Origin of the sequence: Curtobacterium sp. APC 4022 (assembly GCF_030407555.1) — a bacterium.
GTDB lineage: Bacteria > Actinomycetota > Actinomycetes > Actinomycetales > Microbacteriaceae > Curtobacterium.
Map to the genome: position 1 here is coordinate 57,622 of NZ_JASDDD010000011.1, position 22,556 is coordinate 80,177.

The window sequence follows — 22,556 nt, forward strand, 5'->3', positions numbered from 1 at the left end:
CAATGGACATCGTCGTACACGAAGCCGGCACCGAAGCGGCGGTGTTGGAGTGCTCCGGCCGCCTGAACATGGTGTCGGCACCAGCCTTCCGCGAGACCGTCGCCACGGTGATCGAGGGCGGCCGTCCCCGTGTCGCCGTCGAGCTGTCGCGCGTCGAGTTCCTCGACTCCTCGGGTCTCGGTGCGCTCGTCGGTGCGTTGAAGACCGCTCGGCAGGCCGGTGGTGACCTCCGGATCGCCGCACCGTCCGAGCAGGTCGCGATGGTGCTGAAGCTGTCGAACATCGACAAGATCCTCCGCAGCTACGCCGACGGTGACGAAGCCGTCCGCGAATGGGTCTGACCGGGGCCGTCGTGGGCGAGCACCGGCTGGACTTCGCGTCGCCGCCCGACGACGTCTCCTCGGTGCACGACTTCCTCAGTGACGTCTGGACGGCCGAGCCCGCCGTCAGTGTCGAGGACCGGATGGCCCTCGAACTCGCGATCATCGAGCTCGCCTCCAACGTGATCGAGCACGCGGCGGCGGGCGGGCAGGTCACGTGTTCGCTGACGCTCGCGGTCGCCAGCGACGCTCTGGAGGCCCGGATCACCGACGACGGCCAGCCCGCGTCCGTCGACGTGGCAGGTGCCACCCTGCCGGACGACATGGCGGAGGGCGGGCGTGGACTCGCCCTCGTGCAGATGGTCGTCGACGAGCTGCGCTACGACCGTCTGGGTGACGAGAACCGCTGGACGGTCCGGAAGGCCACCCGCGCGGTGTGAGCCGCTTCCCGCGTCGGGTCCATCCAGATGCATGAAGTTCGCGCGGCGCGTGTCAGGATTCCCCGGATGACCGCCACCATGGACCCCCGGACCGTCTTCGAGACGTCCGGAGCCGATCTCGACGCCGCTCGGTCGATGTTCGAGCAGACCTACGAGGCGTCCGGGTTCCTGCCCGAGCGGACCGAGCGGGCCTTCGGGTACCGCTTCCGGACCGTCGGCGACCAGGCGATGTCCCTGCGGTCGACGCGGTTCGATGCCCGCATGGTGGGCGACGTCGACTCCGGCGACCAGATCAGCGTCGCCTGGGTGACGGACGGTGGTGGCGTGCTCGACGTCGGTCGTGACGAGGTCGCCCTGACGCCCGGTCGGCCGGTGGTGTTCCCCGTCGGACGTCCGTACCGCTTCGACCTGGCCGACGTCCGGCAGAGCGTCGTGCAGTTCGACCGCACCTTCCTCGAACGCGTCGCCGCCGAGGCGTACGGCACCGAGCCCGGCACCCTGGTGTTCGACCACACGGTGGTCCCCGGTGCCGAGGCCGTGCGCGCCTGGAACCACCAGGTGCAGGAGGCCTCCCGCGTCGTGCTCGGCAACAGCCCGATGTCCGTGCTGGCCTTCGCCGACACCGCTCGTCGGACGGCTCTGGCGCTCCTCAGCACCTTCCCGCACCGCCTCGCCGCCCGCCAGGTCCCGCTGCCCGCGGGCGCCACCGGCCGTGTGCGTTCGGCGATCGAGTACATGCACGCCGCCGCGCACACCCCGATCACCACGACCGACGTCGCCGAGCACGTCGGCCTGAGCATCCGCGGCCTGCAGCAGGCGTTCCAGCGGCAGGTCGGCATCGCGCCGAACGCCATGCTGCGGGGCATCCGGCTGGACCGGGTCCGCGACGAACTGCGCGAGGGCACGCCGGCCGACACCACGGTGGCGAGCGTCGCCGTGCAGTGGGGCTTCGCGCACCTCGGTCGGTTCTCGGCGGCGTACGCACGACGGTTCGACGAGTACCCCCGCGACACCCTGCACAGCTGACGAGCACGGCGGGACCGACCGCAGGCGCCAGAGTCGCGACACGCCGCTCGACTCCAGGCGACATGCCACCGGATCCCGCGACACTCCGCGGATGTCCGCGCTGATGGAGCGTGCGATATTCATACTCCTCACATGGAGACGCAGTCCGGAGCACGCACGCCCCTCGTGGACCCCTTCGGTCGCGAACTCGAGGAGTGGTTGCACGACGCCCCGGCCACGCGGTCGCCCTACCTCGCAGACCTCGTCGTCCCGCCGGTCACCGGTCCGGTCCGACGCCCCGTGCTGCCGCCGGTGGACGTCGAGGAGCCGGTCGCGGACGCACCGGCCGTCGAGCAGCCGGTCGCGGACGAGCCGGTCGTCGAACTCGCCGAGACCGCACCCGAGCCGGCCCGCGTCGTCTCCGGCGACGACCGCGCCTTCCGCCGCGACCGCGCGCGCCACGTCGCCGTCTGCGCACCCTCCTTCCCCGAGCCGCCCGAGCGCCTGGCCCTCCGGTTCGACGACCTCGCCGTCGCACTCGATGCCTCGAGCGGCCGCACGACCATCGAGCGCATCGACCTGCTCGAGGACGAGGTCCGCGTCCGTGACGAGGACCTCGCCCGCCTGGCCGCCTGGGAGGCCGTGGTCGCCGACAGCACCGACGCCGAGGTCGAGGGCGCGCGGGCGTTCGCTCGCGAGGTCTTCGCCGACCTCCTGGCCGACGCCGCACTCGAGGCCGACCGCCGCGAGCGTGCCGCGCTCCGCCGCGCCGCCACCGCACCGGTCCGCGTCGGCGCCGTGCGTCCGCTCCTGCCGGCGCCGCACCGCGCGGTCGCCGAGCCGGTGTCGGTCGACGTCCCGGCCGACGACGCCGACCTGGTCGCACCGCCCGTCGGACCGCAGTCCGCCGTCCGACCGGTGTCGAGCCTCCAGACCGTTTCGCCCTCGTCGCCGCCGGTCCCCGCGTCCGGCCGCCCGACCCCGCTGGTGCAGCCGGTGACCGGCCCGACGGTCATCGACCGCGAGGCCTTCGCCGCCGTGCTCCGCGCCCACACGGGCGAGCAGCCCGTCGTCTCCGTCGAGGTCCCGGTGGCCGCACCGGTCGGCGCGACGCCGTCCGCCGACGACACCGCCGCGACGGACGTCGTGGACGCACCCGACCGGGAGGCCCGTGCCGAAGCCGCGTCGACCGCACCGACCGGCTGGTGGTCGCGTCTCGTCGCCCGCCTGCTGCACCTCGTCGGCCGTCGCTGACACCCGGGCCGACCCCGCCGTCTCGGTACACTGACGGGATGCCGACGCTCCGAGAACTGCAGTCCGCCGTCGAGTCCCTGTGGCCGGCGGCCGGGGCGGAGTCCTGGGACTCCGTCGGCCTCGTCTCCGGCGACCCGGACGCCCTGGTCGAGCACGTCCACCTGGCCGTCGACGCCGTGCCGGACACCGCCCGCGAAGCCGTGGCAGCCGGGGCGGACCTGCTCCTGACGCACCACCCGCTGCTGCTCCGGGGTGTGACCACGATCGACGAGTCCACCTACAAGGGCTCCGTCCTCGCCACCCTCGTCCGTGGTGGGTGTGGACTCCTCGCCGCGCACACCAACGCCGACGTCGTGACCACCGGCACCTCCGCCGTCCTCGCCGACCGGATCGGACTGCAGGACCCGCGTCCGCTCGAACCCGCGTCCGACGGCGTGAGCGGGATCGGCCGGGTCGGTGTGCTCGCCGAACCGGTGCCCCTCGGCGTGCTCGCCCGACGGATCGTCGACGTCCTGCCCGCCACCGCGACCGGGGTCCGCGTGTCGGGGGAGTACGACCGCCCCGTCCGCACGGTCGCCCTGTGCGCCGGCGCGGGCGACGCGTACCTCGGCAACGCCGAGGTCCGGGCCGCCGACGTCTACATCACGAGCGACCTGCGGCACCACCCCGCCTCCGAGTTCCGTGAGCAGGCGATGGTGGCCGACGGCCCCGCACTGATCGACACCTCGCACTGGGCGACCGAGTGGCTCTGGCTCGACGTCGCCGCCGAGCAGCTCCGCGCCGCCACCGGGGTCCGCGTCACCGTGAGCGACCTCCGAACCGAACCGTGGGACTTCGCCGTCCTGCCATCCGCACCCAACGAAGGAGCCTGACCATGAAGGCAGCACCCGAGGACCAGGCCATCCTGCTCGACGTCCAGCGACTCGACAACGACATCACCCGGCTGGCCCACCGGATCAGCTCCCTGCAGAAGGGCGAGCACCTCACCGAACTCGGCACCCGCGCCGCCGGCCTCCGCAGCCAGCTCGCCGCCGCCACCGGGGACGTCGAGGACGCCGAGCGCGACCTCGCCCGCCTCGAGTCGGACACCGCCACCGCCCAGGCACGCATCGAACGCGACACCACGCTGCTGCAGAACGTCGGCAACGCGAAGGACGCCGCCGGGCTGCAGAACGAGCTCGACTCGTTGAACCGCCGGACGAACGACCTCGAGACGCAGGAGCTCGAGGTGATGGAGACGCTCGACCGCCTCCGCGCCCGGGTCGGCGACATCGAGAAGCAGCTCGCCGACATCGACGCCGAGCGCGGCCGGCTGATGGGCGTCCGCGACGACGGCATCGCCCGGTTCGAGAAGGACCGCGTCGCCGCCGTGCAGTCCCGCGCCGACGTCGCCGCGAAGGTGCCGGCCGACCTCCTCGCACTGTACGAGCGCCAGCGTGCCCGGTACGGCTTCGGGGCGTCGCTGCTGCAGGGCGGCGTGTCGACGGCGTCCGGCGTGGCGCTGAACAACTCCGACCTGGCCACGATCCGGGCCGCGGCGCCGGACGACGTCCTGCTCTGCCCGGACAGCGACGCGATCTTGGTGCGGACGGCCGAGTCCGGCCTGTAGGCGGCCGCGGCGGCGCCGCCGCTTCCGCTGCTTCCGCGGAACGCCGCCGCTTCCGTGAGACGCCGCTGCGGGCGTGAGACGCCGCGGAATCCGGGGGCGTCTCGTGCGCTCCGCGGTGTCTCGCGGCGGCGGGTGCCGGTCCGAGTCCTGGGGCGGGCCGGGCGGGAGGCGCGGTGCGGGCTGGCTGCGTGCCTCCCGGCCGCCGAGACGCACCCGTCTGCATGATGCGCCGTCGGCGGGTCGAGACGCCGCTGCCGACGCGAAACGCCGCTGCGGGCGTGAGACGCCGCCGAATCCGGGGGTGTCTCGTACGCTTCGCGGTGTCTCGCGCGTTCCGCGGTGTCTCGCGGTGCCGGCGGCGTGAGCACAACAGCCCGGCACCTCGCGGTACCGGGCTGTCGTGGTCGTGCGGTCTGGGGCGAACGGGCCGGCCGTACGCCGGGTTCTGTCCCGCGACCGAGGTCGCGGTGACGGCCATCTCTCTCGGACCGACGTTGCCGTCGGCCTCCAGCGGTCTACCCGAGGACTCGGCGAGCAGCCTCAGCGTCCTCTGTCTGACCTTGCTCCGGGCGAGGTTTACCGAGCAGATCCGGTCACCCGGATCCCTGGTGGTCTCTTACACCACCGTTTCACCCTTACCGACGTCACCGCCGGCGGTCTGTTCTCTGTGGCACTGTCTCGCGGATTGCTCCGGGTGGGTGTTACCCACCGCCCTGCTCTGTGGAGCCCGGACGTTCCTCGGCACTCCCGGGGGAGTGACGCGACCGTCTCACCGACCCGTTCGCTCCGACGAGTGTACCGGCCCGCCCGCGCCGCCGGGCTCCGACTCCGAACTGCGACCGCCCGACCGGTCCCGACCGGTCCCGACCGGTCCCGATCGGTCCCGACACCCCGCACGTCGTCCGCCGAGCGGTCACGAAACGTCGGTCCCGCACGCGGAGAACGACGTTTCGTGACCGCTCGGCGCGGAGCGCACGGGGTGTCGTGACCGGTCGGCGTGCAGCAGACGGGCGCGCCGGACGAACCGGCTGGTCAGCGGGAGCTGCGTGCCGCCAGGGTCGCCGCGCCGATGATGCCCGCGTTGTTCCGGAGCGTCGCGGGGATGATCTCCGCCTGCAGGTCGAGCAGCGGCAGGAACTCCTCGTACTGCTTCGACACGCCACCGCCGACGACGAAGAGCTCCGGGGACAGCAGCGCCTCGAGCCGGGAGTAGTACTTCTGCAGGCGCTTCGCCCAGTGCTTCCAGGTCAGGTCGTCCCGCTCCTTGGCCGCGAAGGACGCCTTCGTCTCGTAGTCGACGCCCTCGATCTCCAGGTGGCCGAGCTCCGCGTTCACGATGAGCACGCCGTCGTTGATGAGCGCCGTGCCGATGCCGGTGCCGAGTGTCGTCATGATGACGAGTCCGTCGCGGCCCTTGGCGGCACCGAACTGCTGCTCGGCGAACCCGGCGGCGTCGGCGTCGTTGACGAAGTGGATGGAGCGACCGAGCTCCTTCTCGAAGAGCGCCTCGGCCTCGAAGCCGATCCACTTCTTCGACACGTTCGCGGCCGACATGGTCTTGCCGTCACGCACGATCGCCGGGAAGCAGACACCGACCGCGACGTCCGACGCGGGGGACAGGTCGTCCAGGATCGACTTGGCGACCTCGACGATGTCGTGCGGCTTGCCACCCTCGGGCGTCGCCTTCTTGATCCGGTCGGTGGTGAGTTCGCCGGTCGCCGTGTCGACGATCGCGCCCTTGATGCCTGTTCCGCCGATGTCGACGCCGACTGCGAGTGAGGTCATGGGGAGCGGTGCCTTCCGTAGGTGGCTCGTGTCCGGCACGGTCCCGGGATCGGGTGCGCCGCGGGTGGTCAGGAGACGGTGAGGAGTTCGGTGCCGCGTTCGGTCACCAGGAGCGTGTGCTCGAACTGCGCGGTCCAGGAGCGGTCGCGCGTGGTGACGGTCCAGTCGTCGGCCCAGATGTCGGCGTCGATCCCGCCCAGGGTCAGCATCGGCTCGATCGTGAAGACCATGCCCGGCTCGATCACAGTGTCGTAGCGGACGTCGTCGACGTGCGGGATGACGAGCCCGGAGTGGAACGTCCGACCGACCCCGTGCCCGGTGTAGTCGCGGACGACCCCGTACCCGAAGCGCTTGGCGTAGGACTCGATCGCGCGGCCGATGACGTTGACCTGCCGACCCGGTGCGACGGCGCGGATGCCGCGGTGCATCGCCTCTTCCGTACGGGTGACGAGGTCCTGGACCTCGGGCGCCGCCTGCCCGACCACGAAGGTCCGGTTGGTGTCGCCGTGCATGCCGTCCTTGTACGCGGTGATGTCGATGTTCACGATGTCGCCGTCCTGCAGCACGGTGTCGTCGGGGATGCCGTGGCAGATCACCTCGTTCAACGAGGAGCAGAGCGACTTCGGGTACCCGCGGTAGCCGAGCGTCGAGGGGTAGGCGCCGTGGCCGACGATGAACTCGTGGCCGATCCGGTCGAGCTCGTCGGTCGTGACGCCGGGGCGGATCGCCGCGCCGACGGCGTCGATGGCCTGCGAGGCGATGCGGCCCGCGGTGCGGATGCGCTCGACCTCGTCCGGGGTGTACGTGTCGCCGAGGCCGTGCTCGTGCGGTTCGACCTTGCCGACGTACTCGGGGCGCTCGATGCCCCGTGGGACCGGCCGCTGCGGGGAGATGCGGCCAGCGGTCAGGTGTCCGTGTTCGTCCCGGGGCATGCGCTCCACTCTAGCGGCGTGTCGGAGCCGACCGCCGCCTCCCGGCCGTGGAGCCGGGCACGGACGACCGGGGCCTGCCGGACGACCGCGGCCTCCCGGACGACCCGGGCCGGCCCGGGTACGGTCGGCCCCATGACCGACGAGCGCATCGAATCCCAGTGGTGGTACAACGACAAGACCGGCGAGGTCGAGCAGGGCCTCAAGTCGACCAACCGTCACCACATCGGCCCCTTCGCCACCCGTGACGAGGCCGCGCACGCCCTGGACCGCATCCAGTCCAACAACGAGCGCGCCGACGCCGCGGACACGGAAGGTTGACCACTAGCCTGTGACAACGGTCGTGGACCGGACCAGCTGAACTCGGAAAGGTCGTGCATGGACAAGCAGACGGACTTCGTGCTCCGCACCATCGAGGAGCGCGGGATCAAGTTCATCCGACTCTGGTTCACCGACGTGATCGGCACCCTCAAGTCGGTCGCCATCGCGCCGGCTGAGGTGGAGGGTGCGTTCGCCGAGGGCATCGGGTTCGACGGCTCCGCGATCGAGGGCCTGACCCGCTCGTACGAGGCCGACGTGCTCGCGCACCCGGACCCCTCGACGTTCCAGATCCTGCCGTGGCGCGGGGAGATCGACCCGACCGCCCGGATGTTCTGCGACATCACGACGCCGGACGGGCAGCCCGCCGTGGCCGACCCCCGCAACGTCCTGAAGCGGACCCTGGCCCGGGCGAGCGACCGCGGGTTCACGTTCTACACGCACCCCGAGATCGAGTTCTACCTGCTCAAGGACCGCGACTGGAAGGACGGCGGCCCGAAGCCCGTCGACCAGGCCGGCTACTTCGACAACGTCCCCGGCGGCAGCGCGCACGACTTCCGTCGCCGCTCGGTCCGGATGCTCGAGGACCTCGGCATCTCGGTGGAGTTCAGCCACCACGAGGCCGGCCCGGGGCAGAACGAGATCGACCTCCGCTACGCCGACGCGCTGACCATGGCGGACAACATCATGACGTTCCGCACGGTCGTGAAGGAGGTGGCGATCGAGCAGGGCGTCTACGCGACCTTCATGCCGAAGCCGCTCTCCGGGCAGCCCGGCTCCGGCATGCACACGCACGTCTCGCTCTTCGAGGGCGACCAGAACGCGTTCTACGAGCCCGGCGGCGAGTACCAGCTCTCGCCGACGGCCAAGCAGTTCATCGCCGGTGTCCTCAAGCACGCGCCGGAGATCACCGCGGTGACGAACCAGTTCGTCAACTCGTACAAGCGTCTCTGGGGTGGCGACGAGGCCCCGTCCTTCGTCACCTGGGGCCACAACAACCGGTCCGCGCTGGTCCGCGTGCCGCTGTACAAGCCGAACAAGGGCCAGTCCGCCCGCATCGAGTACCGCGGCATCGACTCGGCTGCGAACCCGTACCTGGCGTACTCGCTCCTGCTCGCCGCCGGTCTCAAGGGCATCGAGGAGGGCTACGAGCTCCCCGCCGAGGCCGAGGACAACGTCTGGAGCCTGTCCGACTCCGAGCGCAAGGCACTCGGCTACAGCCAGCTGCCGGCGAGCCTCGACCACGCCCTGTCGCTGATGGAGGACTCGGAGCTCGTCGCCGAGACCCTGGGTGAGCAGGTCTTCAACTTCGTGCTCCTCAACAAGCGCCAGGAGTGGAAGCGGTACCGCGACCAGGTCACCCCCTTCGAGCTGGACACCAACCTCGGCATGCTCTGACCCCGCCGGTCAGGACACACCACGGGAGCGCACGCGATGACCAGCAGGACGGCGACCTCGCGGTCGCAGTTGGCGCGGCTCGGGTTCGCCGACCTGTCCGGCACGCTCGAGCGGATCGCCGTCCTGGAGGCCCGCCCCGCGTCCGACCTGCGGGTCCCGATCGCGGACGCCGAGTCGGTGTGGGCCGCCACGGCGGACCCGGACGGCGCGCTGCTCGCGCTCGAGCGCCTCATCGAGTCCGCACCGGAGCAGCTGCGGCCGGTCCTGGCCGACGCCGGCGCGACCGAGCGCCTGGTCCGGTTGCTCGGTGCCTCGATCGGGCTGGCCGAGTTCCTGCAGCGCCGGCCGGACGAACTCGCCCTGCTGCTCGAACCCGTGGCGCCGCCGTGGTCGCAGGAGCGGTACACGGCGTCGCTCGACGAGGCCGTCGACGGTAGCTCGGGGGAGACCGCCCGCCGTCGAATGCGCGTCCGCTACCGCCGACACCTGGCACAGATCGCCCTGTTCGACGTCCTGCACCCGTCGCCGACCGAGGCGTTCCCGGACGTCGCTGCGGGCCTCGCCGACCTGGCCGGTGCCGCGCTCGACGCCGCCGTGACGGTCGCGCGGCGCGAGGTCCCGTTCCCCGCCGCGGACGTGGCCGCCACGCCGCTGGCCGTGATCGCGATGGGCAAGGCCGGAGCGCGGGAACTCAACTACGTCAGCGACGTCGACGTCATCTTCGTGACGGAACCCACCGAGCCGGCCGACGGGGACGACGCACCCGCGATCAGCACCGACCGCGCCGTGCTCATCGCGACGCGGCTGGCGATCGCCGCGACCCACGTCATCACGGACCTCGCCGCCGAACCCGCACTGTGGGAGGTCGACGCGAACCTCCGGCCCGAGGGCAAGGACGGGGCACTCGTCCGGACGCTCGAGTCGCACGTGGCGTACTACGAGCGCTGGGCGAAGGGGTGGGAGTTCCAGGCGCTGCTCAAGGCGCGAGCGATCGCCGGGTCGACGGACCTCGGCGAACGCTACGTCGCCGCGGTGGCCCCGTTCGTGTGGGAGTCGTCGAAGCGGCCCGGGTTCGTGGAGTCGGTGCAGCGGATGCGGGAGCGGGTGACGGCGCACATCCCGGACGCCCAGGTCGACCGACAGCTGAAGCTCGGCCCCGGCGGCCTGCGCGACGTGGAGTTCACCGTGCAGCTGCTGCAGCTCGTGCACGGGCGGGACGACGAGTCCGTGCGGGTCCGCTCCACCCTCGAGGCGATGGACGCGCTGGCGACCGCCGGGTACGTCGGACGACCAGAGGCCGCACGCTTCGGCCCGGACTACGCCCTGCTCCGGGTGCTCGAGCACCACATCCAGCTCCGGCGGCTGCAGCGCACGCACCTGATGCCCTCCGACGAGGACGAACTCCGGGTCCTCGCACGCTCCACCCGATTGGCGTCCTCGGCGTCGGCACTGCAGGACCGCTGGCGCTCGGTGAAGCTCGAGGTCCGGGGCCTCCACGAGCGCCTGTTCTACCGACCGATGCTCGCCGCGGTGGCCTCGACCGAGGGCGAGATCGTCCTGACGAGTAGCCAGGTCCGTGACCGACTCACCGCGATCGGCTTCCTCGACCCGGACGGCGCCGTCACCCACATCCGTGCGCTGACGCAGGGGACGACCCGGCGGGCGGCGATCCAGCGGAACCTCCTGCCGGTGCTCCTGCGCTGGATGGCGGAGGGACCGGCACCGGACCGGGCACTCCTGGCCTTCCGGCGGCTCAGCGACGTCCTGGGGGAGTCGAGCTGGTTCCTCCGGATGCTCCGCGACTCCTCCGGCGCCGCGCACAGCCTGACGACCGTGCTGTCCGAGTCCGCGTTCCTCTCGGGTCTGCTCGAACGTTTCCCGGAGGCAGTGGCGTGGTTGGACGAGCCGGACACCCTGCTCAAGCCCCGCCCGCTGCCGGCGTTGCTCGCCGAGACCGGGGCGACGACGGCCCGGCACGGGGACGCCGTGGACACCGCGGCCTCGCTGCTGCGCGCGGTCCGGCGGCGGGAGACGCTCCGGCTCGGCATGGCCGCGGTGCTCGGGCACCTGGACGTCGACGGCCTCGGCCCGGCACTCAGCGACGTCACCGAGGCCACGCTGAGCGGCGCCCTCGACCTGGCCCGTCGGGACGCTCCGGACGGCCTGGAGTTCGGCGTGATCGCGATGGGACGTTACGGCGGGCGTGAGCTCGGGTTCGGGTCGGACGCCGACGTCCTGTTCGTCTACCGGTCGTCGACGGTGCCGAACGACGTGGCCTCGCGGGCGTCACAGGTCGTGGTGCGCGAGCTGAACCGGCTGACCGAGGACGCCTTGCACCCCCTCGACCTCGACATCGACCTGCGGCCCGAGGGGAAGAACGGCCCCGTGGTGCGCTCGTTCGACTCGTACGCGGCCTACTACGCCCGCTGGTCGCTGACGTGGGAGGCCCAGGCGCTCCTCCGTGCCCGCGGTGCCGTGGGGGACGAGCAGCTCCTCCGCGACTTCGAGCACCTGGCGGACCGGACCCGGTACCCGGTGGCGATCGAGGACCGCGAGGTCCGTGAGGTGCGGCGCATCAAGGCCCGGGTGGAGTCCGAACGGCTGCCCCGCGGCGCCGACCCCGCACGGCACCTCAAGCTCGGCCGGGGGTCGTTGAGCGACGTCGAGTGGTTCGTCCAGCTCCTGCAGCTCCAGCACGGGCGCGAGCAGCCCGCGCTCCGGACCACCTCGACGCTCGAGGCCCTCCATGCAGCCACGGAGGCCGGCTGGGTCGCCCCGGAGGACGCCGAACGACTGGCTGCCGCGTGGCGGTTCGCCTCCCGGACCCGCAGCGCGCTGGTGCTGTGGTCGGGCAAGACGACGGACGTGCTGCCCGTCGAGCGGACGCAGCTCGAGGGCATCGCGCGGCTGCTCGAGTACCCGCCGGGGTCGGCTTCGCAGCTCGAAGAGGACTACCTCGCCGTCACACGTCGTGCCCGTCAGGTCTTCGAGCGCGAGTTCTACGGCGCCTGAGCGTCGGGCCGAGCGAGTTCCCCGGGGGAGCGACACGCCCGGACCGCCGCGACCCGGGCCAAGGTGACGAGTTGTCAAAGACAATTTCCGCCGATCGCGATCCGTACCCCGTCGCTTCGATCCCCGTACCCCGGTCGGTACCAGGTCGGAACTGCTGCCAGCCCACGACCAGGGTTTCGGAACACGGGCGCTCCGAGCTCGGCCGTGTTCGGAACGGCGTGACGCAACCGGCCCATGACCAGGGGTTCCTGCCAGACCGATGACGCGCCTCCCGGTCGTGTCCGGCACCCGACCGACGATCGATCGCCGTAGGACCGGTCCACCCAACTGCTGTCAGCACCAGTGAGGACACGGGGCTGTCCGACGTGCAGCGGACCACTCTGTCCCCCGATCGACACCGCGGCCACCCCCGCCCGAGGGACACGTTGCAGGGATCCTGTGCGGTCTGTCTGAATGAGGACACCCGAACCGACCCCGATTTCCCGATGGCGTGGAATCTCCCCCGAACGTTGAAGCAGGGATCGATGTTCACCTTCATCCTCCAGATCCGGCAGATGGTCGACGGCCACCCCGAGTTCTACCTGTTCACCGTGTACTCACTGGTGATCTGGTTGCTCTGGCTGCTCAAAGTCGTCCTCTCCGCCCGGTACCGCCCCTTCACCGGCACGTACACCGGCACGACGAGCGTCGTCGTCCCCGTGGTGGACGAGCCGCTCGACCTGTTCCGTGACGTGATCGGCCGCATGGTCGAACAGCGTCCCGGCGAGATCATCGTCGTCATCAACGGCGCCCGGAACGAGGCGCTCGAAGCCGTCTGCGACGAGTTCGCCCCCCTCGTCCGCTGGACCCACACCCCGATCCCCGGCAAGCGCAACGCCGTCAAGGTCGGCACCGAGATGTCGAACGGTGACATCACCGTGCTCGTCGACTCGGACACGGTGTGGACGCCCGGCACGCTCGTCGAACTGCTCAAGCCGTTCGCCGACGAGTCCGTCGGCGGCGTCACGACCCGCCAGCGCATCCTCGAGCCGACGCGCTCCTGGATCACCCGCTGGGCCGACTGGCTCGAGAACTCCCGCGCGCTGTACTCGATGCCCGCGCAGAGCGTCCTCGGGCAGATCGGCTGCCTGCCCGGCCGCACGATCGCGTTCCGCCGGAACATCCTGGTGCGCGTCATGGACCGGTTCATGCACGAGGAGTTCATGGGGGTCTTCCTCGAGGTGTCCGACGACCGGACGCTCACGAACCTGACGCTCAAGGAGGGCTACCGGACCGTCTACCAGTACACCTCGCTCGTGTACACGGACGCTCCGCTGCAGGTGAAGAAGCTGTTCAAGCAGCAGCTCCGCTGGGCCCGCGGCTCGCAGTACAACACGCTGCGGATGCTGCCCTGGATGCTCGGCCACGCGCCGATCCTGGCCGTGTTCTTCCTGACCGACATCATCCTGCCGTTCATGCTCTTCGGCGTGATCGCGGGCTGGATCTACCGGGCACTCACCGGGCAGGGGCAGAACCTCTACCAGGGGATCCTGCACCAGTACGGCTTCTCCACCGGCTTCGTCTACGTGGCCGGACTCATGGTCGTCTCGAGCGTGCTGAGCATGGCGATCCGCCAGATGCGACACCTGGCCGAGAAGCCCTCGGACTTCTTCCGCCTGCCGATGTTCATCATCGTCTCGACGTTCTTCCTCATGCCGATCCGTCTGATCGGGTTCTTCCGCCTGGCCCACGCCAGCGGTTGGGGGACCCGGGCCGGGGCCTACGCCGGCGGACCGATGGAGGAGGACCCGGCGCAGCCGCAGCTCGCCGGCAGCACCGTGCCGATGAGCCCGGTGGACCGCGGGCTCACGAACGGTTCCGACCGCGGTGCCGACCGACCGGCCGACCAGGCCGACGTCGACCGCGCGTTCGACGAGCTGTTCGGACCGGACGCGACCACGGCCTCCACCTCGACCGTGCTCGCCACCCGACGCGACGTCGCCACCGCGACCGACCGTGCGCCGCAGCGTGCGGCCAAGCCCGCCCGTCGCCGACTCAACCCCTACGCATCGATCCCGTACGTCATCGGGATCGCGGTCTTCGCTCTGGAGGCGTTCCTCATTGTCTGATCTCGACCGCACCACCGGCACCTGGTGGGCACCGTCCACCAAGCACGCCAAGCGCACCGCGCTCGGCATGGCGGCGATCGTCGCCGTCCTCGCCCTCATCACCTGGTCCGTCTGGATCTCACCCTCCGGGCCGGTCTCCACCGCGGTCAGCCGAGCGCTCGGCGTCCCGACCAAGCAGGAGCCGTCGGCCGACGTCAAGGCGATGCAGGCCAAGCTCGACGCCGCGCAGCAGCAGATCTGGAAGCTCGAGGGGAAGCTGCAGAGCACCTCCGCGCAGTCCGGCTCCCGCAGTGACCAGGTCACCCAGCTCAAGGCGCAGATCGCGGACCTGCGGTCGCAGCTCGGGCACGCCCGTTCTGCGGCCTCCGGCCACGGGGCGGGCCACGGTTCGGGAGGCTCGTCCTCCTCCGGCACGACCATCACGGCGGGCAAGGGGGCCGGCTCCGGCGGCGCCACGTCCGGCGGGTCGGGCTCCGGCGGCTCGGGCGGGCACGGCGGCGGTCCGACCGTCGTCCCCGGCACCGGCGGCCCCTCGACCGACCCGGACCCGGCCACCCCGGTGGTCGTCCCGACGAAGGCCGAGGTCCTCGCCCAGCAAGCACGCTGGTACGGCCTCTACACGGCGCAGTCGCCCTTCAACTGGGCCGAGTACGACGACGTCTCGCAGCAGGTCGGCAAGGCGACCAACATGGTGGGCTTCTTCCAGGGCTTCGACCAGGACTTCAACACCAAGGCGGTCCAGCGGTCGTGGGCCAACGGCCGCGTGCCGATGATGACCTGGGAGACCCGGCCCGCGTCGACCGGCAACGACCAGAAGTACGTCGCCGGGTACACGAACGCCGACATCACCGGCGGCGCCTTCGACTCCTACCTGACGAAGTACGCCGACGCGCTCAAGGCGAACGGGCAGCCCGTCGTGATCCGTCTCGACCACGAGATGAACGGCAGTTGGTACAACTGGTCGGACGGCACCGCGCAGCAGAACGCCCCGGGCTCGTTCGTCGCCATGTGGAAGCACGTGCACGACGTGTTCCAGCGCGAGGGCGCGAACGACTACGTCATCTGGAACTGGTCCCCGACGCGCATCGACGCCCTGGGCAACCCGGCCTACCAGACCGTCGACTACATGCAGGCGTACTACCCGGGTGCCGACTACGTCGACTGGGTCGGCATGAGCGGCTACTACCGCAAGGCCGAGGAAGCGCCGACCTTCGCCACCACCTTCGGCCGCACGCTCGAGCAGATCCGGCAGATCGCGCCGGACAAGCGGATCCTGCTCAGCGAGATCGGTGCGACCGAGACGGGTTCCGCGGTGTCGAACGGGCAGAAGTCGCAGTGGATCGACTCGCTCTTCGACGCCCTCGCCGACCCCGCCAACTCGGACGTCATCGGCTTCGCGTACTTCAGCGAGACCGCGACGACCATCGTCGACGGCGTCCGCACCACCAACGACTGGCGGCTGAACTCCCGTGCCGACAGCCTGGCGACGTTCGTCGCCGGCATCGCCCGCACCGACACCGACTACGACCTGCAGGAGGTCAAGAAGTGACTGCACCGAAGAAGTCCGCCGACACCCGACCCGCACCCGTGATCAGCGTCATCGGCACCGGGTACCTCGGCGCCACGCACGCCGCAGCCATGGCCGAGATGGGGTTCGAGACCATCGGCGTGGACGTCGACCCGGCCAAGCTCGCCGCGCTCTCCGCCGGCCAGGTGCCGTTCTACGAGCCCGGACTGCCCGAACTCATCACGAAGCACGTCGCCAGCGGCCTGCTCCGCTTCACCGCCGACATCGCGTCGGCCGTGGCCGCGGCGGACGTCCACTTCGTCTGCGTCGGCACCCCGCAGAAGGCCGGGTCGCACGCCGCGAACCTGGCCTACGTCGAGAGCGCCACCCGCGGTGTGGCGGAGAACCTCACCCACCCGGGCCTCATCGTCGGCAAGTCGACCGTGCCCGTCGGCACCGCCGCCCGACTGCGCGGCATCGTCAGCGAGTTCTCGCCCGCCGGCATCGACGCCGAGCTCGTCTGGAACCCCGAGTTCCTCCGCGAGGGCAAGGCCGTCGAGGACACGCTGCACCCGGACCGCCTGGTCTGGGGCGGTGCCTCCGAGGCCGCCGACGCCGTGATCCGCGAGGTCTACGCCGCCCCGATCAGCGAGGGCACCCCGGTCATCACGACCGACCTCGCCACCGCCGAGCTCGTCAAGGTCAGCGCGAACGCGTTCCTCGCCACGAAGATCTCGTTCATCAACGCGATCTCCGAGATGTGCGCGATCGCCGGGGCCGACGTCACGACGCTCGCCGACGCCCTGGGCCACGACGCCCGCATCGGACGGAAGTTCCTCAACGCCGGCCTCGGGTTCGGCGGTGGCTGCCTGCCGAAGGACATCCGAGCCCTCATGCACCGCGCCAACGAGATCGGCGCGGGCCGGGTCGTCGGGCTCATGCAGCAGGTCGACGAGATCAACATGGGCCAGCGTCAGCGGGTCATCGACATGGCGATCGAGTCCGCCGGGGGATCGGTGCTGAACCGTCGCATCGCCGTCGTCGGGGCCGCGTTCAAGCCCCTCACCGACGATGTCCGCGACTCCCCGGCGCTCAACGTCGCCGCCGCGCTGCACCTCCGCGGTGCGCAGGTGACGCTGTGGGACCCGGAGGCGATGGAGACCGCGCGCCGCTCGTTCCCGACCCTCACCTACGCCGCGTCGATGACGGAGGCGATCGAGGGCGCCGACCTCGTCCTCGTGCTCACCGCGTGGGACGAGGTCGTCGAGGCCGATCCGGTCGCCCTCGCGGCCGTCGTCGGCCAGCGTGTCGTGATCGACGCGCGCAACTGCCTCCCGACCGGACGCTGGGTCGGGGCGGGGTGGACCGTCCGTTCCCTGGGCCGACCCACCCCGGTCGCGGGTGCTCCCGTGAGCGTCGCCGCGGGCACGATCGACGCGCTGGCCACCAGCCGCTGACCGTCCCGAGGTGGAGCGGGGCCCGTGCCGGGGGCGGCGCGGGCCCCGCTCTCGTGCGCGCCGGCGTCGTGCGGGGGCCGCCGGGCGCATGGCCGAGGCTCGGCCTGGCGGACACTGTGCGCCGCCCGCGTGCCGCGATCTGTCCGCCCAGCCGAGGCTCGGCGCTGCGGTGGAGGTGACGGCCTGGAGGCCCGGTGCCGGTCCGTCGGGCTGGCACCGGGCCTCCAGAGTGTCCGCCGGGCGCCGCGCGCGTGGCCGAGCCTCGGCCTGGCGGACACGTTGCGTCGTCCGTGTGCCGCGAAGTGTCCGCCCAGCCGAGGCTCGGCTCCGCCGGAGGCCGCCCGCCGGAGGCCGCCCGCCCGCCGTTCGCCCGCCTCGCGCGGGCGAGCGGGTACGCGGAAGGGCCCTGCACCTGACGGTGCGGGGCCCTTCGCGGTGGTGCGTGGAGCGTCAGACGCCGAAGTACAGCTCGTACTCGAACGGGTGCGGACGCTGCGCCATCGGGAGGATCTCCTTCTCGCGCTTGTAGTCGATCCAGGTCTGGATCAGGTCCTCGGTGAAGACGTTGCCCTTGAGGAGGAACTCGTGGTCCGCCTCGAGCGCGTCCAGCGCGGCACCGAGCGAGGCCGGCACCTGCGGGATGTTCTTCGCCTCTTCCGGGGGGAGCTCGTAGAGGTCCTTGTCGACCGGCTCGTGCGGCTCGATGCGGTTCTGGATGCCGTCGAGGCCCGCCATCAGCTGCACGGCGAACGCCAGGTACGGGTTGCCGGAGGCGTCGGGCGCACGGAACTCGATGCGCTTGGCCTTCGGGTTCGTGCCGGTGATCGGGATACGGATCGACGCCGAGCGGTTGCCCGCCGAGTAGACCAGGTTGACGGGAGCCTCGAAGCCCGGGATCAGACGGTGGTACGAGTTGATCGTCGGGTTCGTGAACGCCAGGACGGCCGGGGCGTGCTTGAGCAGGCCACCGATGTACCAGCGGGCCAGGTCGGACAGGCCGCCGTAGCCGTTCTCGTCGTAGAACAGCGGGGTGCCGTCGGACCACAGCGACTGGTGGGTGTGCATGCCCGAGCCGTTGTCACCGAAGAGCGGCTTCGGCATGAAGGTCGCGACCTTGCCCCACTGCTCGGCCGTGTTCTTCACGATGTACTTGAACTTGAGGATGTCGTCCGCGGCGTGGACGAGCGTGTCGAACTTGTAGTTGATCTCCTGCTGGCCGCCGGTGCCCACCTCGTGGTGCGCACGCTCGAGCTCGAGGCCCGCGTCGATCAGCTTGAGGGAGATGTCGTCGCGGAGGTCAGCGGTCTTGTCGACCGGCGACACCGGGAAGTAGCCACCCTTGTACGGGGTCTTGTTGGCGAGGTTGCCGCCCTCTTCTTCGCGACCGGTGTTCCAGGCGCCCTCTTCGGAGTCGACCGAGAAGAACGCCTCGTTCTGGGTGACCGAGTAGCGGACGTCGTCGAAGATGTAGAACTCGGCTTCGGGGGCGAAGAACGCGGTGTCCGCGATGCCGGTCGAGGCGAGGTACTTCTCCGCCTTCTTGGCGACCTGGCGCGGGTCACGGCCGTAGATCTCGCCGTTGCGCGGGTTGTAGATGTCGAACACCATGATCAGCGTGCGCTCCGCACGGAACGGGTCCACGTACGCCGTCGTCACGTCGGGGATGAGCTGCATGTCCGACTCGTGGATCGACGCGAAGCCGCGGATCGAGGAGCCGTCGAAGAGCTGACCGACGGCGAAGAAGTCCTCGTCGACCGTTGATGCGGGGATGTTGAAGTGCTGCTGGACCCCGGGGAGGTCCGTGAAGCGGATGTCGAGGAACTTGACGTCCGTGTCCTTGATGAAGGCAAGCACCTCGGAGGAATCGCTGAACATACGAGTCGGTCTCCTGTGGGGTTGGGTGGTGTCGAGGGAACCAGGAGGCACCCTCCGACGAGGGTATTGACATGGAGTTTCCCGGACGTGACTGGGTTGTTTCCAGCGTGTTACGTGCCGGGGGACCGCCTACGCTGGTGACATGGCCCGCTCCACTCTGCCCTCCTCGCCCGATGCCGGTTCCGGGCGCACCGAGTGGCCGGGCAAGATCCTCGGTCTCCCCGAGTCCGGACCGCGCAGCATGGGCTCGTTCGGCCGCCGGTTCCTGGCGCTCGTGATCGACTGGGCACTGGCGTCGCTGCTGTCCCTGGCCTTCGGGACGTACGGGGCGGCGGGCAACTTCGTGACGCTCGGCATCTTCGCGGCACTGCAGGTCGTGTTCATCGCGCTGCTGTCCGGGTCGTTCGGGCACGTGTGCCTCGGGCTCCGGGTCGTCCCGGTCCGTGGCGGCTACGTCGGGGTGTGGCGGCCGCTCGTCCGCACGGTGCTGCTCTGCATCGTCGTGCCGGTGCTCATCCACGCGAAGGACGGGCGGCCGCTGCACGACGCGGTCGCCGGCACGGTGCTCGTCCGCCGCTGAGGCCCTGTCGGCGCCCCGCGCAGAGGTCGCACGACCTGCCGGGCCCCGTCCGCCGAGGTCGCACGACCCGCCGTGGCCGCTCGGCCGAGGTCGCACGATCTGCCGCCCCGACGCCAGGCGCGCGGCACATCGTGCGACCTCGACCGGCGCCACGCCTCACCTGCACGCCACACAGCACGACGCCCCCGATCCGCAACGGGATCGAGGGCGTCGAGGTGCTCGGACGGCCGAGGTCAGCGCGGGCGTCCGGCGCGGACCCGCGTCGGGTCGATGCCCTTGGGGATCGCAGCGGCCGGACCGTGGGTGAGGGAGTCGAGACGGTTCGAGACCGCCAGGACCTCGTTGCGGTTCAGCGCCTTCTTGTACTTGTTCATCGCACGCGGCAGCTTGTGGAGCGTGACCTCGTCCTTCCCGTCACCGACGTTGACGACGTGGATCGGGACGTTCGGCACGATGCGCGCGACCTTGCGGCGCTCTTCCTCGACCTGGCGCTTGAGGTTCGTCACCGGGCCCTCGGTGATCAGCACGACGCCCGGGGTGCCGACGGCACGGTAGACGGCCGACTGGGACCGACCGTGGACGGCGACGGGCATCTCGCTGGAGCGCCACTGCCGACGCAGCGAGTTCGACAGGACGGCGCCGACGGCTCCGGGCTGGCCCTCGATCTGCGAGTACGCGGCCCGCTCGGCGAGGCGGCCGAGCACGATCAGGAAGAGCAGCACACCGAGCAGGACGCCGGCGATGATCCAGAGCGTGATCGCGAGCCAGTTCTGACCCGGGATGAGCAGCGCCGCGAGGAGGCCGACCACGACCGGTCCGAGGAACGCGAGGGCGAACCACCAGACGGAACTGGGGTCGGCCCGACGGGTCATGGTGAAGACCTGGTACATCTGCTTGAGACGACCGGGCTCCTTCGCCGGGGAGCTGGAGGAACTGCTGCGTGCCATGCCGACAAGGATACGGCCTGGCACGTCGATCGGGGACCGCCCGCCGCCAGGCTGTGGGCGAACAGGAGTTCTCCACAGGGCACCGCTCCGGCCGGGAGGCGCGCCCAGCCCCCGACACGATGGTCGCCATGGAACCGTGGGAACAGATCGACCTCTGCTGGCGTGTGCCTGAGCCCGCCGACGGGTTCGCCGAGTGGCTCGCCGACCGGAGCACCATGACGCACGACCACCTGGTCGGGGTCGCCGAGGTCGGCCGTGACGAGACCGGCGCGCTGGTCGCTCGGGCATCGGCACCCGCCGGCCTCGCGCTCCCCGCCGCCCTCGACCGCATCGGAGCACCGACCGCGGGCGTCGCCGTCACGCTGACGCTCCCGCTGCTCGAGATCGCCCTGCTCGCCGATTCCGGGGCGCTGCTGCTCGGTCGCGCCGGGCAGGACGACGTCCTGGTCGACGACGCCGGGGCGGTCGTCCTGGTCGACCGCCCGCCGGGCGCCACCGGGGACGCCGGACCGGGCGTCGTCACGGGTGCCGAGGCGCTGGTGCTCGCCGTCCGGGCGGTCTGGGACCGGGTGGATCCGCGTGAGCCGGGCCGCGACGCCATCGACCAGGCGTGCGCCGCGGCTCGTCGCGACGGCGGAGCATCGCTCCTCGCGCTCGACCGCCTGGTCCGTGCGACCGCCCCGCCCCGGCCGGTCCGGTGGGACCCACCGCCGATGACGTTCACGTTCGCCCTTGATGCGGGTGCCGCACCGCCCGCGGCTCCGGAGTCCGTGGCCGGCCGGCTGCTCGCAGCGGTGCGCGCACTCGTCCGGACCGGCCTGCCGGTCGGGACACGCCGGATCGGGCTGCGCGGGCTGGTGACCGCGGGCGTCGTCGTGACGGGGGTCGTCGTGGCCGGGGTGTGGGGTGTCGGGTGAGTCACGCCTGGAGCACGGACGACGGCGGCCCCGCCTCCCACCGGGGGAGACGGGGCCGCCGTCGAACGTGTCAGCTCCTGGAGATCAGTAGCCGAGGTTGGGTGCGAAGTTGCCCTCTTCGAGACGGTTCTTCACGGCCACCAGGTACCGGGACGCGTCGGCGCCGTCGATGATGCGGTGGTCGTAGGAGAGCGCCAGGTAGACGAAGGACCGGATCGCGATCGCTTCCTGCCCGTCGACCTTGACGACCGCCGGGCGCTTGGTGACGATGCCGGTGCCGAGGATCGCCGACTGCGGCAGGAAGACCACCGGGGTGTCGAACAGCGCGCCGCGCGAACCGGTGTTGGTCAGCGTGAACGTGCCACCGGCGAGCTCGTCGGGCTTGAGCTGGTTGTTGCGCGTGCGCTCCGCCAGGTCCGCGATCGACTTCGAGAACTGGGCGAGGTCGAGCGACGCCGCGTCCTTGATCACCGGGGTGAGCAGGCCGCGCTCGGTGTCCACCGCGATGGAGACGTTCTCGGACTCCGGGTAGACGATCTCGTCGCCGTCCACGGTCGAGTTGATCTTCGGGTGGGCCTTGAGCGCCTCGGACGCCGCCAGGGCGAAGAACGGCATGAAGGACAGCTTCGAGCCGGTCTTCTCGAGGAACTCCGCCTTGTGAGCGTCGCGGAACTGCGCGACCTTGGTCACATCGACCTCGACGACGCTGGTGAGCTGTGCCGTCGATGTCATCGACTGCACGGCACGCTCGGCGACGACCTTGCGCAGGCGGGTCATCTTCTCGCGCGTCCCGCGGAGCGGCGAGACCTCGGCGACGAACGGCCCGGACTGTGCCGGCGCGGACGAACCCGAACCGGATGCGGCCGGGGCGGCAGCAGCAGCGGAGGCCGCGGCGAGCACGTCCTCCTTGCGGATGCGCCCACCGACACCGGTGCCGGTGACGGTCGCGAGGTCGACACCCTGCTCGTTGGCGAGCTTGCGCACCAGCGGGGTGACGTAGCCGGACGCCGCACCGTTGGCGGTGGGGTTCGGAACCGCAGCGGACGGCGTCGACGACGGAGCCGCGGCGGCGGGGGCGGCGGCCGGAGCTGCCTT

Annotated in this window: 19 protein-coding genes and 1 other RNA gene; 14 read left to right on the forward strand and 6 right to left on the reverse strand. The window is 71.2% G+C overall.

Going from position 1 to position 22,556, the window contains the following annotated elements; translation table 11 throughout:
• Nucleotides 1–2 precede the first annotated feature (2 nt).
• From QL987_RS05630 to QL987_RS05655, 6 genes are all read left to right on the forward strand, one after another.
• Nucleotides 3–341, forward strand: a complete 339-nt coding sequence (locus tag QL987_RS05630; protein WP_111073258.1) for an STAS domain-containing protein — start codon at nucleotides 3–5, stop codon at nucleotides 339–341.
• Nucleotides 332–760, forward strand: a complete 429-nt coding sequence (locus tag QL987_RS05635) for an ATP-binding protein (protein WP_111073259.1) — start codon at nucleotides 332–334, stop codon at nucleotides 758–760. The genes QL987_RS05630 and QL987_RS05635 overlap by 10 nt, the downstream gene beginning before the upstream one ends.
• A gap of 66 nt (nucleotides 761–826) precedes the next feature.
• Nucleotides 827–1,786 carry a helix-turn-helix domain-containing protein gene (locus QL987_RS05640; protein WP_290156698.1) on the forward strand — a complete coding sequence of 320 codons (960 nt, stop codon included), beginning with the start codon at nucleotides 827–829 and terminating at the stop codon, nucleotides 1,784–1,786.
• A gap of 132 nt (nucleotides 1,787–1,918) precedes the next feature.
• Entirely contained in the window at nucleotides 1,919–3,019 is a 1,101-nt protein-coding gene (locus QL987_RS05645) for a hypothetical protein (protein WP_290156699.1), read from the forward strand.
• 38 nt (nucleotides 3,020–3,057) lie between these two features.
• The gene (locus QL987_RS05650) at nucleotides 3,058–3,891 is read left to right on the forward strand and encodes a Nif3-like dinuclear metal center hexameric protein (RefSeq protein ID WP_290156700.1); all 834 of its coding nucleotides are present in this window, start codon (nucleotides 3,058–3,060) and stop codon (nucleotides 3,889–3,891) included.
• Nucleotides 3,892–3,893: 2 nt separating this feature from the next.
• A complete protein-coding gene (locus QL987_RS05655) occupies nucleotides 3,894–4,628 on the forward strand; it encodes a hypothetical protein (protein ID WP_290156701.1) in 735 nt (244 codons plus the stop codon).
• A 418-nt stretch (nucleotides 4,629–5,046) separates the two neighbouring features.
• On the opposite strand, the gene rnpB is transcribed toward QL987_RS05655, so the two are convergent.
• The 3 genes from rnpB to map form a co-directional block, all read right to left on the reverse strand.
• Nucleotides 5,047–5,409, reverse strand: an RNA gene (gene rnpB / locus QL987_RS05660) — RNase P RNA component class A.
• A gap of 251 nt (nucleotides 5,410–5,660) precedes the next feature.
• Complete coding sequence (gene ppgK, locus QL987_RS05665) at nucleotides 5,661–6,413, reverse strand: polyphosphate--glucose phosphotransferase (protein WP_111073264.1); 753 nt, start codon at nucleotides 6,411–6,413, stop codon at nucleotides 5,661–5,663.
• 68 nt (nucleotides 6,414–6,481) lie between these two features.
• Nucleotides 6,482–7,345, reverse strand: a complete 864-nt coding sequence (gene map / locus QL987_RS05670) for a type I methionyl aminopeptidase (RefSeq protein ID WP_290156702.1) — start codon at nucleotides 7,343–7,345, stop codon at nucleotides 6,482–6,484.
• A 132-nt stretch (nucleotides 7,346–7,477) separates the two neighbouring features.
• Here map and QL987_RS05675 point away from each other — a divergent pair, with 132 nt between their 5' ends.
• The 6 genes from QL987_RS05675 (at nucleotide 7,478) to QL987_RS05700 (ending at nucleotide 17,142) form a co-directional block, all read left to right on the forward strand.
• Nucleotides 7,478–7,663, forward strand: a complete 186-nt coding sequence (locus QL987_RS05675; RefSeq protein ID WP_111073266.1) for an SPOR domain-containing protein — start codon at nucleotides 7,478–7,480, stop codon at nucleotides 7,661–7,663.
• Between the two features lie 57 nt (nucleotides 7,664–7,720).
• A complete protein-coding gene (gene glnA, locus QL987_RS05680; protein WP_111073267.1) occupies nucleotides 7,721–9,058 on the forward strand; it encodes a type I glutamate--ammonia ligase in 1,338 nt (445 codons plus the stop codon).
• A gap of 36 nt (nucleotides 9,059–9,094) precedes the next feature.
• Nucleotides 9,095–12,070: a bifunctional [glutamine synthetase] adenylyltransferase/[glutamine synthetase]-adenylyl-L-tyrosine phosphorylase gene (locus tag QL987_RS05685; protein WP_290156703.1), complete on the forward strand. Its 2,976-nt coding sequence runs from the start codon at nucleotides 9,095–9,097 to the stop codon at nucleotides 12,068–12,070.
• 524 nt (nucleotides 12,071–12,594) lie between these two features.
• On the forward strand, nucleotides 12,595–14,178 hold the full coding sequence (locus QL987_RS05690) for a glycosyltransferase family 2 protein (protein WP_290156704.1): 1,584 nt from the start codon (nucleotides 12,595–12,597) through the stop codon (nucleotides 14,176–14,178).
• The gene (locus tag QL987_RS05695; RefSeq protein WP_290156705.1) at nucleotides 14,171–15,727 is read left to right on the forward strand and encodes a glycosyl hydrolase; all 1,557 of its coding nucleotides are present in this window, start codon (nucleotides 14,171–14,173) and stop codon (nucleotides 15,725–15,727) included. The genes QL987_RS05690 and QL987_RS05695 overlap by 8 nt, the downstream gene beginning before the upstream one ends.
• A complete protein-coding gene (locus QL987_RS05700) occupies nucleotides 15,724–17,142 on the forward strand; it encodes a UDP-glucose/GDP-mannose dehydrogenase family protein (protein ID WP_290156706.1) in 1,419 nt (472 codons plus the stop codon). The genes QL987_RS05695 and QL987_RS05700 overlap by 4 nt, the downstream gene beginning before the upstream one ends.
• A 450-nt stretch (nucleotides 17,143–17,592) precedes the next feature.
• On the opposite strand, the gene glnA (QL987_RS05705) is transcribed toward QL987_RS05700, so the two are convergent.
• Complete coding sequence (glnA, locus tag QL987_RS05705; RefSeq protein WP_110902453.1) at nucleotides 17,593–19,017, reverse strand: type I glutamate--ammonia ligase; 1,425 nt, start codon at nucleotides 19,015–19,017, stop codon at nucleotides 17,593–17,595.
• Nucleotides 19,018–19,159: 142 nt separating this feature from the next.
• Between glnA (QL987_RS05705) and QL987_RS05710 the strand changes: the two genes are divergently transcribed.
• Nucleotides 19,160–19,597, forward strand: coding sequence for an RDD family protein (locus tag QL987_RS05710; RefSeq protein WP_111073272.1), 438 nt, complete (start codon nucleotides 19,160–19,162; stop codon nucleotides 19,595–19,597).
• Nucleotides 19,598–19,830: 233 nt separating this feature from the next.
• On the opposite strand, the gene QL987_RS05715 is transcribed toward QL987_RS05710, so the two are convergent.
• Complete coding sequence (locus tag QL987_RS05715; RefSeq protein ID WP_290156708.1) at nucleotides 19,831–20,544, reverse strand: DUF4191 domain-containing protein; 714 nt, start codon at nucleotides 20,542–20,544, stop codon at nucleotides 19,831–19,833.
• A 128-nt stretch (nucleotides 20,545–20,672) separates the two neighbouring features.
• Between QL987_RS05715 and QL987_RS05720 the strand changes: the two genes are divergently transcribed.
• Nucleotides 20,673–21,461, forward strand: coding sequence for a hypothetical protein (locus tag QL987_RS05720; RefSeq protein WP_290156709.1), 789 nt, complete (start codon nucleotides 20,673–20,675; stop codon nucleotides 21,459–21,461).
• 84 nt (nucleotides 21,462–21,545) lie between these two features.
• Here QL987_RS05720 and sucB read toward each other — a convergent pair.
• Nucleotides 21,546–22,556: 2-oxoglutarate dehydrogenase, E2 component, dihydrolipoamide succinyltransferase (gene sucB, locus QL987_RS05725; RefSeq protein WP_290156710.1), on the reverse strand; the 1,011-nt coding region annotated here is incomplete at its 5' end.